Below are 12,795 nucleotides of genomic sequence, written 5' to 3'. Positions count from 1 at the left end.
CAATGTAATGAGCATGCAAGATACTCTGGCGGATATGTGTACTCGTATCCGTAATGCGCAGATGGCCACCAAGGAGACGGTTACCATGCCGTCTTCCAAGCTCAAGGTTGAAGTGGCCCGCGTACTCAAGCAGGAAGGCTACATCACCGACGCTACGGTCACTGAAGGCGCCAAGCCCGAATTGACCGTGACCCTCAAGTACTTCGAGGGCAAGCCGGTCATCGAGCACCTCCAGCGTATGTCCAAGCCGTCACTGCGGATCTACAAGGGCAAGAGTGAACTGCCCAAGATCGCGGACGGTCTGGGTGTGGCGATCGTCACCACCTCTCAGGGTGTCATGACCGATCGTGCCGCACGCCAGGCGGGTGTCGGTGGTGAAGTCATCTGCACCGTATTCTAGGAGTGAGAAATGTCTCGCGTAGCCAAGTATCCGGTTAAACTGCCCAGCGGCGTCGAAGCGAAGCTCGACGGCGACCAGCTGTCCGTCAAGGGCGGCCAGGGCACGCTTGAACTGACCGTGCATCCCGACGTGAAGATCACTCAGGAAGACGGTCAGCTGGTTTTCGTCCCGAGCGAAACGGCGAAAACTTGGGCCATGGTCGGCACCACGCGTGCCCTGGTCCAGAATATGGTCACCGGCGCCTCCGAGGGTTTCACTCGGTCGCTGGAAATCAATGGCGTCGGCTATCGTGCCCAGGCTAGTGGCAAGACGCTGAACCTAACACTCGGTTTCTCACATCCGATCGACTACACGCTGCCCGAAGGTGTCACGGCGGAAACGCCCAAGAACACCGTGATTGTGCTGAAAAGCGCGGACAAGCAGAAGCTCGGTCAGGTGGCAGCGGAAATTCGTGCGTTCCGTCCGCCGGAGCCCTACAAGGGCAAAGGGGTGCGGTACAGCGACGAACGTGTCCGCCGCAAAGAAGCCAAGAAGAAGTAAGGCAGGGTTATGAACGCGAAGAAAGAATCTCGTCTCCGTCGTGCCCGCCGCGCCCGTGCCAAGATCCGCGACTTGGGTGTGTTTCGCCTGTGCGTCAACCGCACCCCGCGACACATGTATGCGCAGATCATCTCACCGGACGGCGGCCAGGTACTGGCCAGCGCTTCCACGCTGGACAAGAGCCTGCGCGAAGGTGCCACGGGCAACGCTGACGCGGCTGCCAAGGTGGGTGCTCTGATTGCCGAGCGCGCCAAGGATGCCGGCATCTCTCAGGTTGCTTTTGACCGCGCCGGGTTCCAGTACCACGGGCGTGTCAAAGCGTTGGCTGATGCCGCACGCGAAGGCGGTCTGCAATTCTAAAGGGTTTTACGATGGCGAATAACGAACAGAAGGGCGGAGATCTGCAAGAGAAGTTGGTGCAGGTCAACCGCGTCGCCAAGGTGGTCAAGGGTGGCCGTATCTTCGGTTTCACCGCGCTGACCGTCGTTGGCGATGGCAATGGCCGGGTTGGCTTCGGTCGCGGCAAGGCACGCGAAGTGCCGGTCGCGATCCAGAAGGCCATGGACCAGGCTCGCCGCAACATGGTCAAGGTCAGCCTCAGCGGCAGCACGCTGCAGTACCCTGTGCGCTCCCGTCACGGTGCGTCCAAGGTCTACATGCAGCCGGCTTCCGAAGGTACCGGCATCATCGCCGGTGGCGCCATGCGCTCCGTGCTTGAACTGGCCGGTGTGCATGACGTTCTGGCCAAGTGCTACGGTTCCACCAACCCGGTGAACGTGGTTCGTGCCACGATCAAGGGGCTCGAATCCATGCAATCTCGGGATGACATCGCCGCCAAGCGTGGCCTGTCTGTCGAAGAGCTGGCGGGGTAACGGACCATGGCACAGACGATCAAAATCACTCAGACCCGCAGCACTATCGGTGTTTTGCAGAAGCACAGGGCGACAATGACCGGTCTCGGTCTGCGTCGAATTGGGCACTCGGTCGAGCTGGAAGACACCCCCGCCGTTCGCGGCATGATCAACAAGGTCAACTACCTTGTTCGAATCGAGGGAGAGTAATCCATGAAACTCAATAGCTTAAGCCCGGCTCCGGGTTCCAAGCACGCTGAAAAGCGTCTTGGTCGCGGTATCGGTTCTGGCCTGGGCAAGACCGGTGGCCGTGGTCACAAGGGCTTGAAGTCTCGCTCTGGTGGCTCGGTCAAGCCGGGCTTCGAGGGCGGTCAAATGCCCTTGCAGCGTCGTCTGCCGAAATTCGGTTTCACCTCGCGCAAGTCGCTGGTGTCCGAAGAAGTCCGCCTTGCCGAACTGGGCAAGGTAGAAGGCGACGTCGCTGATCTCGCCAGTCTGAAGAAGGCCAACGTGCTCAAGAATGCTACCGAGTATGCCAAGGTCGTTCTTTCCGGCGAGTTGAGCAAGGCGGTTACCGTGCGTGGCCTCAAGGTCACCAAAGGTGCGCGTGCTGCGATCGAAGCGGCCGGTGGCAAAGTAGAGGACTAAATGGCTAAGTCAGGAAACATGCCGGCGAACAAGGGTAGTGGTCTCAGCGAGCTGTGGGCACGCCTGCGTTTCGTCTTTATCGCGATCGTGGTGTACCGCATTGGTGCCCACATCCCCGTCCCCGGCATCGATCCTGACCAGCTGGCTGCCCTGTTTCGGGAGAACCAGGGCACCATCCTGGGCATGTTCAACATGTTCTCGGGGGGTGCGCTGCAGCGCATGAGTATCTTCGCGCTGGGGATCATGCCGTACATCTCCGCGTCGATCATCATGCAGCTTCTGACCGCGGTATCGCCTCAGCTCGAAGCGCTGAAGAAGGAAGGCGAGGCCGGGCGTCGCAAGATCAACCAGTACACCCGCTACGGCACGGTGTTGCTGGCGCTGATCCAGGCGACCGGTATGTCAGTTGGTCTGGTCAGTCAGGGCGTTGCTTACTCTGGTGACATCAGTTTCTACTTCACCGCCGTCGTGACCTTCGTGGCCGGTGCGGTATTCCTGATGTGGCTGGGCGAGCAGATCACCGAGAAAGGGATCGGCAACGGCATTTCGCTGATCATCTTTTCCGGCATCGTGGCAGGCCTGCCCAACGCGATCGGTCAGTCGTTCGAGTTGGCGCGGAACGACGGCGCCTGGAACGTGCTGCCGCTGTTGGCGTTGGCGATTCTGGGTATCGCGACGATTGCCTTCGTGGTGTTCATCGAGCGCGGACAGCGCCGTATCACGGTGAACTATCCGCGTCGTCAGGTCGGCAACAAGATGTATGCCGGTCAGAGCAGCTATCTGCCGCTGAAGGTCAACATGGCGGGTGTCATTCCGCCGATCTTCGCGTCCAGCATTCTGCTGTTTCCCGGTTCGATCGGCCAGTGGCTGGGCCAGAGCGATGGCTTCGAGTGGCTGCAGGTTGCCTCTCAACAGCTCGCCCCGGGTGCGCCGCTGTACATCATCCTGTTCGCGGCAGCAGTGCTGTTCTTCTGCTTCTTCTATACGGCGTTGGTGTTCAATCCGAAGGATGTCGCCGACAACCTGAAGAAGTCCGGTGCCTTTCTGCCGGGGATTCGTCCGGGAGAGCAGACCGCACGCTACGTCGACAAGGTGATGACGCGCCTGACCCTGTTCGGGGCGCTCTATATCACGCTGGTCTCGTTGATGCCGCAGTTCCTGATGGTGGCCTGGCAGGTGCCGTTCTACTTTGGCGGTACGTCGCTGCTGATCGTGGTGGTGGTAATCATGGACTTCATGGCCCAGGTTCAGTCTCATCTGATGTCTCATCAGTATGAGTCGGTGATGAAGAAATCGAACCTGAAGGGCTACGGTAGCGGTGGCCTGACGCGCTGAGCCTCCGCCAGAGAGCATTTGGAGAGAACGATGAAAGTTCGAGCTTCTGTAAAGAAAATGTGCCGTAACTGCAAGATCATTCGGCGCAATGGCGCGGTTCGTGTAATTTGCACCGAACCTCGTCACAAGCAGCGTCAGGGTTAATTCGATCCCTACGCTGTGAGTAAAAAGCGGGCCATTGGCATACCCCTTGCCTTGAGAGAGGTCAGGGGGTATGCTATTGCGCCCTTCGTGGAAGACTAACGAGCAAGCCGCTCAACATTCGGAGTAAGCTGATGGCCCGTATTGCAGGCGTCAATATCCCGGACAACAAGCATGCGGCGATCTCGCTGACCTACATCTACGGGATTGGCCGCACGCGCGCAGAAGCAGTTTGCGTTGCTGCCGGTATCGCACCGACCACTAAGGTCCAGGAACTGTCTGGCGAAGAGCTCGACGTCCTGCGTACCGAAGTGGGTAAGTACACCGTAGAAGGCGACCTTCGCCGTGATGTGACGCTGAATATCAAGCGCCTCATGGACTTGGGTTGTTACCGAGGTCTGCGCCATCGTCGTGGTCTACCGCTGCGTGGTCAGCGTACCAAGACCAATGCGCGTACCCGTAAGGGACCGCGTAAACCGATTCGTAAGTAATTAACGTTCCGGCGTTTAAGATCAGGATACATCAACATGGCTAACCCGCGTAGTAACCGTAAAAAGGTTAAAAAGCAGGTTGTGGACGCCGTCGCGCACATCCACGCCTCTTTTAACAATACGATCGTGACGATCACAGACCGCCAGGGCAATGCGCTTTCTTGGGCAACAGCCGGTGGTTCGGGTTTTCGTGGTTCTCGCAAGAGCACCCCGTTCGCAGCTCAAGTAGCGAGTGAACGTGCAGCGACTGCTGCAGCCGAGTATGGTGTGAAAAACGTCGACGTGCTGGTCAAGGGCCCAGGTCCTGGCCGTGAGTCTGCCGTGCGAGCACTCAATGCCGCCGGCTTCCGTGTACAGAGCATTACTGACGCGACGCCGATCCCGCACAACGGTTGCCGTCCGCCGAAGAAACGCCGCGTCTAAGGAGACTGACTCATGGCTCGTTATCTAGGTCCCAAGTGTAAACTGTCTCGTCGTGAAGGTACCGACCTCTTTCTCAAGAGCGGTGTCACTCCCTTCGAGAAGAAGTGCAAATCCGAGCAGATCCCGGGTGTGCACGGCCAGCGCCGTCAGCGTCTTTCCGACTACGGCTTGCAGCTTCGTGAGAAGCAGAAAGTACGTCGCATCTATGGCGTACTCGAGAAACAGTTCCGCAACTACTACAAGGAAGCCGCTCGCCTGAAAGGGGCGACCGGTGAATCCTTGCTGCAGCTGCTGGAATGCCGACTGGACAACGTGGTCTATCGCATGGGCTTCGGCTCCACGCGTAACGAATCACGCCAGTTGGTCAGCCACAAGGCGATTATGGTCAATGGCCGTACCGTCAACGTGGCGTCCTATCAGGTGCGTCCCGGCGACGTCGTGTCTGTTCGCGAGAAGGCCAAGAACCAGGCCCGTATCCAGCAGGCCCTGTCCATCGCTGCCAACCGTGGCGACGTGACGTGGATCGACATCGATTCGAAGAAGATGGAAGGCACTTTCAAGGCTGTCCCGGAACGCGGTGACCTGTCTGCCGACATCAACGAAAACCTGATCGTCGAGCTGTATTCCAAGTAAGTCTGGGATCGGGTCGCTAGCGCGGCCCGACTCCAGCCTGGAGTACCGAATTTCGTTTGGCAGCCTGGGAAGGTGTTCATATGCAGCGTTCAGTGACAGAGTTTCTCCGTCCCCGCGACATCAAGGTCGAAGAGGTCAGTGCACATCACGCAAAGATCGTGCTGGAACCCTTCGAACGTGGTTTCGGCCATACCCTGGGGAATGCGCTGCGTCGCATCCTGCTCTCTTCGATGCCCGGCTGCGCCGTGGTCGAAGCGGAAATCGAAGGCGTGTTGCATGAATACAGCGCCATCGAGGGTGTTCAGGAAGACGTCATCGAGATTCTGCTGAATCTCAAGGACGTGGCCATCAGGATGCACGGCCGCGACGAAGCCGTTCTTACCTTGAACAAGCAGGGCCCCGGTGTAATGACCGCAGGTGACATTGCCGTCGGTCATGACGTTGAGATCGTCAATCCGGAGCATGTAATCGCTCACCTCAACGATGGCAGCGAGCTGAAAATGCAGCTGAAGATCGTTCAGGGTCGCGGTTACGAGCCCGCGGATGCGCGGCTCTCCGACGAGGACGAATCTCGCGCCATCGGTCGTCTGCAGCTGGATGCGACATTTAGCCCCGTTCGCCGTGTGTCCTACTCGGTGGAAGCGGCTCGTGTCGAACAGCGCACCGACCTCGATAAGCTGGTCATCGATCTCGAAACTGATGGCACCCTGGACCCTGAAGAAGCGATTCGCCGTAGCGCGACCATTCTTCAGGAGCAGCTGGGCGCCTTCGTCGACCTCGAAGCCGACAGAGAGCAGGAAATCGAAGAGGAAGAAGATCAGATCGATCCGATTCTTCTGCGTCCCGTGGATGATCTCGAACTCACGGTTCGCAGCGCCAACTGCTTGAAGGCCGAGAATATTTACTACATTGGCGATTTGATTCAGCGCACGGAAGTCGAGCTGCTCAAGACGCCGAACCTTGGCAAGAAGTCCTTGAACGAGATCAAGGACGTGTTGGCTTCGCGCGGTCTTTCGCTGGGCATGCGGCTGGAAAGCTGGCCGCCCGCGAGTCTGAAAGACGACAAGGCTTCAGCCTAGAGGCGATAGCGCCGGAGTTCCGGCTCCGGCGCCGTCTTCCAGCGTGCCGACTCGAATCACCAGTTTGGTAAGGAATAGCAATCATGCGTCATCGTAAGAGTGGTCGTCATCTGAATCGGACCAGCTCGCACCGGCACGCCATGTTCAAGAACATGTGCATCTCGCTGGTCGAGCATGAAGTGATCAAGACTACCCTGCCCAAAGCCAAGGAGCTGCGTCGTCATATCGAGCCGCTGATTACCTTGTCAAAGCAGGATAGCGTGGCGAATCGCCGTCTGGCGTTCAGCCGCACCCGCTCCAAGGAAGCCGTTGGCAAGCTCTTCAACGAGCTTGGTCCGCGTTATGTCAATCGCCCGGGCGGCTACGTCCGTGTGCTGAAGTGCGGTTTCCGCACCGGCGACAACGCACCAATGGCCTACGTCGAGCTGGTCGATCGTCCGGTCGTGGAAGAAGCTGTCGGGGAAGAATAAGCCCTCAGCTTGTCGCACGACAACAAACCGGCTGCCCAAGTAATTGGGCAGCCGGTTTTTTTTGGCCAGGTGCTGGCTGGAGTCGGCAGGGTATTGCCTGAATGCTGATTGAACCCCGGGCCCGTTAATGCAGCCCGGCGATATCAGGTCGAGAGTGCAGTATCGACGGCGGCGCCGTTCGGCGCCGCCCATGAGCCGTCAGGCGCGTTTCGCCTTACGGACTTTGGGCTCGGGCAGCAGTGGTGCCAGGAAGCGCCCGGTGTGGGATTGCTCGAGCGCGGCCACCTGCTCGGGCGTTCCTTCGGCGATGATGCGGCCGCCACCTGAGCCACCTTCCGGGCCGAGATCGATCACCCAGTCGGCAGTCTTGATCACGTCCAGGTTGTGTTCGATCACCACCACCGTGTTGCCATGATCGCGCAGCCGGTGAAGAACGCCCAGCAGCTGACGAATATCCTCGAAGTGCAGGCCCGTCGTCGGCTCATCGAGGATATACAGGGTCTGCCCGGTATCGCGCTTGGCCAGCTCGCGAGCCAGCTTGACGCGTTGCGCTTCGCCACCGGAGAGCGTCGTGGCGCTCTGGCCCAGGCGGACGTAGGAGAGCCCCACGTCCATCAGCGTCTGCAGGCGCCGTGCGATCGCCGGCACCGGGCTGAAGAACTCCAGCGCTTCCTCGATGGTCATCTCAAGCACTTCGTGGATGCTCTTGCCCTTGTAGTGAATCTCCAGGGTCTCGCGGTTGTAGCGTTTGCCCTTGCAGACGTCGCAGGGCACGTAGATGTCCGGCAGAAAATGCATCTCCACCTTGATCATGCCTTCGCCCTGACACGCCTCGCAGCGGCCGCCCTTGACGTTGAAACTGAACCGCCCCGGCTTGTAGCCGCGGGCGCGGGCTTCCTGCGTCCCCGAGAATAGTTCGCGGATCGGGGTAAAGATGCCGGTGTAGGTGGCCGGGTTGGAGCGCGGCGTCCGGCCGATCGGGCTCTGGTCGATATCGATGATCTTGTCGAGCTGATCGAGCCCCTCGATGCTGCGGTAGGGGGCCGCCGTCAGCGTGGTCGCGCGATTGAGCTCACGCGCCGCGATCGGCATCAGCGTCGAGTTGATCAGCGTCGACTTGCCGGAGCCGGAAACGCCGGTCACGCACACGAACAGTCCCAATGGCAGCGCCAGATCGACGTCCTGCAGGTTGTTGCCGCTGGCGCCGCGCAGATGAAGCTGCTTCTCCGGATTGCCCGGGATTCGATACGGCGGCACTTCGATACGGCGCTTGCCGGACAGATACTGCCCGGTCAGCGAGTCCGGGGTGGCCTCAATATCGGCGGGCGTGCCCTGAGCGACGATCTGGCCGCCATGAACCCCGGCGCCCGGGCCGATATCCAGCACATGATCAGCGGCGCGAATGGCGTCTTCGTCGTGCTCGACCACGATCACCGTGTTGCCCAGATCGCGCAATCGAATCAGCGTCTGCAGCAGGCGCTCGTTGTCACGCTGGTGAAGGCCGATCGACGGCTCATCGAGGATGTACATCACCCCGACCAGGCCAGCCCCGATCTGGCTGGCCAGGCGGATGCGCTGCGCCTCGCCGCCGGAAAGCGTGTCGGCGCTGCGCTCCAGGGTCAGATAGTCGAGACCCACGTTGACCAGGAATTCCAGACGCGCGTGGATTTCGTGAACGATCTTGACCGCAATTTCGCCCTTGCGGCCCGGCAACGTGACCTGGCGGAAATACTCCCAGGCCTCGCCCACCGGCATACGGGTCAGAGTCGGCAGATTGTTGCCGTCGATGAAGACGTGACGAGCTTCGCGCTTGAGGCGAGTACCGTCGCAGGTCGGGCAGGGACGCACCGCCAGATATTTGGAGAGGTCGTCGCGCACCATCGACGACTCGGTTTCCCGATAGCGCCGCTCGAGATTGGGCAACACGCCTTCGAAGGGGTGTTCACGGGTGACCTTGCGGCCCCGGTCGTTGACATAGCTGAACGCGACTTCGTCCTTACCGCTGCCGTTGAGCACCAGGTCGCGCTCGTGTCGGGCGAGTTCGCTCCACGGCGTGTCCAGCGTGAAGCGATAATGCTCGGCGACCGCCTGCAGCTGGCTGAAATAGTAGATGCTGCGACGGTCCCAGCCCTTGATCGCCCCTTCGGCCAGCGATAGCTCCGGATGGCTGATCAGCTTGTCGGGATCGAAGAACTGACGCACGCCGAGGCCGTCGCAGGTCGGGCAGGCGCCGGCGGGGTTGTTGAACGAGAACAGCCGCGGCTCGAGCTCGGAGAGCGAATAGCCGCAGATAGGGCAGGCGAAACGCGACGAAAAGGCCAGATTTTCCTGCTCGCCGTCCATGAAATGGATGATCGCGGTGCCGTCGGCCAGATTGAGCGCGGTCTCGAACGATTCCGCCAGACGCTGCTGCAGATCGGGGCGAACCTTGATGCGATCGACCACCACGCTGATGTCGTGCTTGCGCTTCTTGTCGAGATCCGGCACATCGTCGAGCTCGAGGGTATGGCCGTCGATCACCGCGCGCACGAACCCCTGGGCGCGCAGCTCGCTCAGCAGCTGGAGATGCTCGCCCTTGCGGCCCTTGACCACTGGCGCCAGCAGCATCAGCCGGCTGCCTTCCGGCAGCGTCAGCACCTGATCGACCATCTGAGAGACCGTCTGGGCCTCGAGCTCCTCGTCGTGATCGGGACACCGCGGCGTACCGGCACGGGCGAACAGCAAGCGTAGATAGTCGTAGATCTCGGTGATCGTGCCCACGGTGGAGCGCGGATTGTGCGAAGTCGATTTCTGCTCGATGGAGATGGCCGGCGACAGTCCTTCGATATGGTCGACGTCGGGCTTTTCCATCATCGACAGGAACTGGCGGGCGTAGGTCGACAGGGACTCGACGTAACGTCGTTGTCCTTCGGCGTAAAGCGTGTCGAATGCGAGTGAAGACTTACCCGAACCGGAGAGACCGGTTACCACGATCAACTTGTCGCGCGGCAGTTCGACATCAATGTTCTTCAGGTTATGGGTCCGTGCGCCCCTGACCAGAATGCTGTCCATGACTACCTCGTGCTGCGACGCGGGAAACGACCATTATAGGTCGCGGATCAAATGCCCGGCAAAGCCGGCTGCTTTCACTGGCGGAACGCGGGCGGTAAAATGCGTCGCTCATTCCGAACCACCCTCGGCCTGGCCGAGTTCACCCAATATTGTGACCTCCATGACTTCTCGCTTTCTCGTTACCGAACGACGTGCCATCGTCGGGCTGGCCAGCCTCTATGCTTCGCGCATGCTGGGCCTGTTCATGGTCCTGCCGGTGCTGGCGCTCTATGCCGACCATCTCGATGGTGCCACGCCGTTGCTCATCGGCATGGCTCTGGGCGGCTACGGCCTGACCCAGGCCATCCTGCAAATTCCTTTCGGTCTGCTCTCCGACCGCATTGGCCGTAAGGCGGTCATCGCCGGCGGCATCGTGCTTTTCATCATCGGCAGCATCGTTGCCGCCAGCGCCACATCCATCACCGGTATCATCGTCGGTCGCTGCCTGCAGGGCAGTGGTGCGGTCGCCGGCGCCATCATGGCGCTGCTGGCCGACCAGACCCGTGAGGAGATCCGTACCGCGGCGATGGCCACTATCGGGCTTTCCATCGGCGTGGCCTTTGCCATCGCCATGGTCGTGGGCCCGCTGGTGGCCAATATCGGCGGGCTCGCCGGCGTATTCTGGTTTACCGCTGTGCTGGCTGCCTGTGGGTTGCTGATTCTGTGGAAACTGGTGCCGAAAGCGCCACAGCGGATGCCGCATCGCGATGTCGGCATCGATCGGCGTCAACTACGCGCGACGCTCGCCCAGAGCGATCTGCTACGGCTGGACTTCTCGATCTTCGCCCTGCATCTGATCCTGACTGCGTGCTTCACGGCGTTGCCGTTTCGCCTGGAAGCCCTGGGATTTGCGCCGGCCGATCATGGCTGGGTCTATCTGCCGGTGATGGCGCTGGCGTTTCTCGGCATGATTCCGCTGGTCATCGTGGCCGAGAAGTATCGCAAGATGAAGCCCATCTTCGTCGGTGCCGTCGCGGCGATGACGCTGATCCTGCTCGGCTTCGGGGAACTGGCGAACAACCGGGTCACTCTGATCACCCTACTTTGGGGCTTTTTCGTCGTCTTCAATCTGTTGGAGGCGACATTGCCGTCGATGATCAGCAAATTGGCGCCGGCTGGCGCCAAGGGCACCGCAATGGGCGTCTATTCGACCAGCCAGTTCTTCGGGGCTTTCCTCGGCGGTACGCTGGGCGGGGCACTGTCCCAGGGGTTCGGCGTCCAGAGCGTGTTCCTGGGCGCGGCGATCGTCGGCGCGATCTGGCTGGCGGTGGTGTGGAAAATGCCGGCTCCGCGTCATCTCTCTAGCGAGATCGTCGCACTCGACGAGCAATCGATGGACAGGCTCGATACACTACTCGAGCGTTTTGCCTCGGTGGCCGGTGTCGAGGACGTCATGGTCGTACGCGAAGAGCGTGTCGCCTATCTCAAGGTCGACCGCCAGCGCCTGGATGTCGACGCGCTGGCCGGTATTGCAGGCAATCAATGGCAACGAACCGACGCCTGAAGGCGTCGCAACGCAGGAATGCGAGGAGACAACGATGGCCCGAGGTGTAAACAAAGTCATCCTGATCGGCAACCTGGGACAGGATCCGGAAGTCCGCTTCCTGCCCTCGGGAAATCCGGTGTGCAACCTGCGCATCGCCACGACCGATAGCTGGACCGACCGTCAGAGCGGTCAGCGTCAGGAGCGCACGGAATGGCACAGTGTGGTGCTGTTCAACAAGCTGGCGGAGATCGCTCAGCAGTACGTCAAGAAAGGCTCGCGGATCTATATCGAAGGCCGGCTGCAGACCCGCAAGTGGCAGGGACAGGACGGCCAGGATCGCTACTCGACCGAAATCGTCGGCAACGACATGCAGATGCTGGACTCCCGCGCTGGTGGCGGCCAGGGTGGCGGCGACTATGCCCAGCCCCAGGGGCAGTACGGCGGCCAGGGCGGCTACGACCAGCAGCCCCAGCAGGGTGGCTACGATCAGCCGCCGCAGGGCAGCCAGGGCGGCCAGTCACAGCCCCAGCAGCGCCCGCCGCAGTCCGGGCAGCCCCAGCAGCGTCCGCCACAGCCAGGGCAGGCTGCACCGCAGCCCAACCAGAACCCGAACTACGGGGCCCCGAATCCGGGTAGTTTCGATGACTTCGATGACGAGATCCCGTTCTGAGGTCTTCACAACGATGAGCCGTTTGTCGTCGACTTTTGGCGCCCCGCAATGCGGGGCGTTCTTGTCACTGGCCTCGTGAAGGCCTGACGACAGGGCAGGGAATGGATCAATTGATCGAGGGCTATCGGAGCGCAAGCTTCTGTAACAAAAAGTTTCTACACTTTATTTTGCGCATCGTTCTGGCATCGTTTGCGGTTGAAGATTCTCTCGTTCCTCTGCGGGTGATTAAAAAACGCCATACAAAATAGTGGCCTATGAAAAACCGGGATCAGCGATCGTCATCTGTCAAAGAGATCAGCCGCTTTCAGGAGCACTCAATGAATGCTGGCGAGTAAATATATCAATATATCAATGTTTACTAATTTGTAAGATCTCGTTCTGACTTCTAAGTTGACCTACCTTCCCGCAGCCTCACTCAAAGGAATTGAGTGCTCTCGCAACAGAGTGTTAACGGAAATAACGGTGGTTCAATCCTGTAATGCGAATATCCTGCTTACGCGGTCGGACCGCGAGGGCTGTCGAAGGTCGTGTCTTTTCG

Annotated in this window: 16 protein-coding genes; 15 read left to right on the top strand and 1 reads right to left on the bottom strand. The window is 60.2% G+C overall.

The window, feature by feature from the left end; all coding sequences use genetic code 11:
- Window positions 1-7 precede the first annotated feature (7 nt).
- From rpsH to rplQ, 13 genes are all read left to right on the top strand, one after another.
- Window positions 8-400 carry a 30S ribosomal protein S8 gene (rpsH, locus tag ACUN9V_RS17575; RefSeq protein ID WP_075563673.1) on the top strand — a complete coding sequence of 131 codons (393 nt, stop codon included), beginning with the start codon at window positions 8-10 and terminating at the stop codon, window positions 398-400.
- A gap of 9 nt (window positions 401-409) precedes the next feature.
- Window positions 410-940, top strand: coding sequence for a 50S ribosomal protein L6 (rplF, locus tag ACUN9V_RS17570; RefSeq protein ID WP_075563672.1), 531 nt, complete (start codon window positions 410-412; stop codon window positions 938-940).
- Between the two features lie 9 nt (window positions 941-949).
- Window positions 950-1,300 (top strand): 50S ribosomal protein L18, encoded by a 351-nt coding sequence (gene rplR, locus ACUN9V_RS17565; RefSeq protein ID WP_075563671.1) that lies wholly within the window; start codon window positions 950-952, stop codon window positions 1,298-1,300.
- Window positions 1,301-1,311: 11 nt separating this feature from the next.
- Window positions 1,312-1,812 carry a 30S ribosomal protein S5 gene (gene rpsE / locus ACUN9V_RS17560; RefSeq protein ID WP_075563670.1) on the top strand — a complete coding sequence of 167 codons (501 nt, stop codon included), beginning with the start codon at window positions 1,312-1,314 and terminating at the stop codon, window positions 1,810-1,812.
- A 6-nt stretch (window positions 1,813-1,818) separates the two neighbouring features.
- Window positions 1,819-2,001 carry a 50S ribosomal protein L30 gene (gene rpmD, locus ACUN9V_RS17555; RefSeq protein ID WP_075563669.1) on the top strand — a complete coding sequence of 61 codons (183 nt, stop codon included), beginning with the start codon at window positions 1,819-1,821 and terminating at the stop codon, window positions 1,999-2,001.
- Window positions 2,002-2,004: 3 nt separating this feature from the next.
- A complete protein-coding gene (rplO, locus tag ACUN9V_RS17550; protein WP_075563668.1) occupies window positions 2,005-2,439 on the top strand; it encodes a 50S ribosomal protein L15 in 435 nt (144 codons plus the stop codon).
- Entirely contained in the window at window positions 2,440-3,774 is a 1,335-nt protein-coding gene (gene secY, locus ACUN9V_RS17545) for a preprotein translocase subunit SecY (protein ID WP_075563667.1), read from the top strand.
- Between the two features lie 30 nt (window positions 3,775-3,804).
- On the top strand, window positions 3,805-3,918 hold the full coding sequence (gene rpmJ, locus ACUN9V_RS17540) for a 50S ribosomal protein L36 (RefSeq protein ID WP_031384759.1): 114 nt from the start codon (window positions 3,805-3,807) through the stop codon (window positions 3,916-3,918).
- 131 nt (window positions 3,919-4,049) lie between these two features.
- Window positions 4,050-4,406, top strand: coding sequence for a 30S ribosomal protein S13 (rpsM, locus tag ACUN9V_RS17535; RefSeq protein WP_075563666.1), 357 nt, complete (start codon window positions 4,050-4,052; stop codon window positions 4,404-4,406).
- A 36-nt stretch (window positions 4,407-4,442) separates the two neighbouring features.
- Complete coding sequence (rpsK, locus tag ACUN9V_RS17530) at window positions 4,443-4,829, top strand: 30S ribosomal protein S11 (RefSeq protein WP_009723883.1); 387 nt, start codon at window positions 4,443-4,445, stop codon at window positions 4,827-4,829.
- 12 nt (window positions 4,830-4,841) lie between these two features.
- Window positions 4,842-5,462: a 30S ribosomal protein S4 gene (gene rpsD, locus ACUN9V_RS17525; RefSeq protein WP_075563665.1), complete on the top strand. Its 621-nt coding sequence runs from the start codon at window positions 4,842-4,844 to the stop codon at window positions 5,460-5,462.
- Between the two features lie 80 nt (window positions 5,463-5,542).
- Entirely contained in the window at window positions 5,543-6,541 is a 999-nt protein-coding gene (locus ACUN9V_RS17520) for a DNA-directed RNA polymerase subunit alpha (protein WP_075563664.1), read from the top strand.
- Between the two features lie 83 nt (window positions 6,542-6,624).
- Complete coding sequence (gene rplQ, locus ACUN9V_RS17515) at window positions 6,625-7,011, top strand: 50S ribosomal protein L17 (RefSeq protein ID WP_075563663.1); 387 nt, start codon at window positions 6,625-6,627, stop codon at window positions 7,009-7,011.
- A 198-nt stretch (window positions 7,012-7,209) separates the two neighbouring features.
- On the opposite strand, the gene uvrA is transcribed toward rplQ, so the two are convergent.
- A complete protein-coding gene (gene uvrA, locus ACUN9V_RS17510; protein WP_445512332.1) occupies window positions 7,210-10,062 on the bottom strand; it encodes an excinuclease ABC subunit UvrA in 2,853 nt (950 codons plus the stop codon).
- Window positions 10,063-10,222: 160 nt separating this feature from the next.
- Between uvrA and ACUN9V_RS17505 the strand changes: the two genes are divergently transcribed.
- Both ACUN9V_RS17505 and ssb read left to right on the top strand, forming a co-directional pair.
- On the top strand, window positions 10,223-11,605 hold the full coding sequence (locus tag ACUN9V_RS17505; RefSeq protein WP_445512331.1) for an MFS transporter: 1,383 nt from the start codon (window positions 10,223-10,225) through the stop codon (window positions 11,603-11,605).
- Between the two features lie 34 nt (window positions 11,606-11,639).
- Window positions 11,640-12,257 carry a single-stranded DNA-binding protein gene (gene ssb, locus ACUN9V_RS17500; RefSeq protein ID WP_445512330.1) on the top strand — a complete coding sequence of 206 codons (618 nt, stop codon included), beginning with the start codon at window positions 11,640-11,642 and terminating at the stop codon, window positions 12,255-12,257.
- The last annotated feature ends 538 nt before the right edge of the window (window positions 12,258-12,795 follow it).

The sequence above is a fragment of the Salinicola sp. V024 genome, assembly GCF_052645315.1.
This window is presented reverse-complemented; position numbering and strand designations above follow the sequence as displayed.

Coding starts and splice junctions, on each gene's coding strand:
- rpsH (WP_075563673.1), top strand. CDS start 8: ATGAGCATGCAAGATACTCTGGCGGATATGTGTACTCGTATCCGTAAT.
- rplF (WP_075563672.1), top strand. CDS start 410: ATGTCTCGCGTAGCCAAGTATCCGGTTAAACTGCCCAGCGGCGTCGAA.
- rplR (WP_075563671.1), top strand. CDS start 950: ATGAACGCGAAGAAAGAATCTCGTCTCCGTCGTGCCCGCCGCGCCCGT.
- rpsE (WP_075563670.1), top strand. CDS start 1,312: ATGGCGAATAACGAACAGAAGGGCGGAGATCTGCAAGAGAAGTTGGTG.
- rpmD (WP_075563669.1), top strand. CDS start 1,819: ATGGCACAGACGATCAAAATCACTCAGACCCGCAGCACTATCGGTGTT.
- rplO (WP_075563668.1), top strand. CDS start 2,005: ATGAAACTCAATAGCTTAAGCCCGGCTCCGGGTTCCAAGCACGCTGAA.
- secY (WP_075563667.1), top strand. CDS start 2,440: ATGGCTAAGTCAGGAAACATGCCGGCGAACAAGGGTAGTGGTCTCAGC.
- rpmJ (WP_031384759.1), top strand. CDS start 3,805: ATGAAAGTTCGAGCTTCTGTAAAGAAAATGTGCCGTAACTGCAAGATC.
- rpsM (WP_075563666.1), top strand. CDS start 4,050: ATGGCCCGTATTGCAGGCGTCAATATCCCGGACAACAAGCATGCGGCG.
- rpsK (WP_009723883.1), top strand. CDS start 4,443: ATGGCTAACCCGCGTAGTAACCGTAAAAAGGTTAAAAAGCAGGTTGTG.
- rpsD (WP_075563665.1), top strand. CDS start 4,842: ATGGCTCGTTATCTAGGTCCCAAGTGTAAACTGTCTCGTCGTGAAGGT.
- ACUN9V_RS17520 (WP_075563664.1), top strand. CDS start 5,543: ATGCAGCGTTCAGTGACAGAGTTTCTCCGTCCCCGCGACATCAAGGTC.
- rplQ (WP_075563663.1), top strand. CDS start 6,625: ATGCGTCATCGTAAGAGTGGTCGTCATCTGAATCGGACCAGCTCGCAC.
- uvrA (WP_445512332.1), bottom strand. CDS start 10,062: ATGGACAGCATTCTGGTCAGGGGCGCACGGACCCATAACCTGAAGAAC.
- ACUN9V_RS17505 (WP_445512331.1), top strand. CDS start 10,223: ATGACTTCTCGCTTTCTCGTTACCGAACGACGTGCCATCGTCGGGCTG.
- ssb (WP_445512330.1), top strand. CDS start 11,640: ATGGCCCGAGGTGTAAACAAAGTCATCCTGATCGGCAACCTGGGACAG.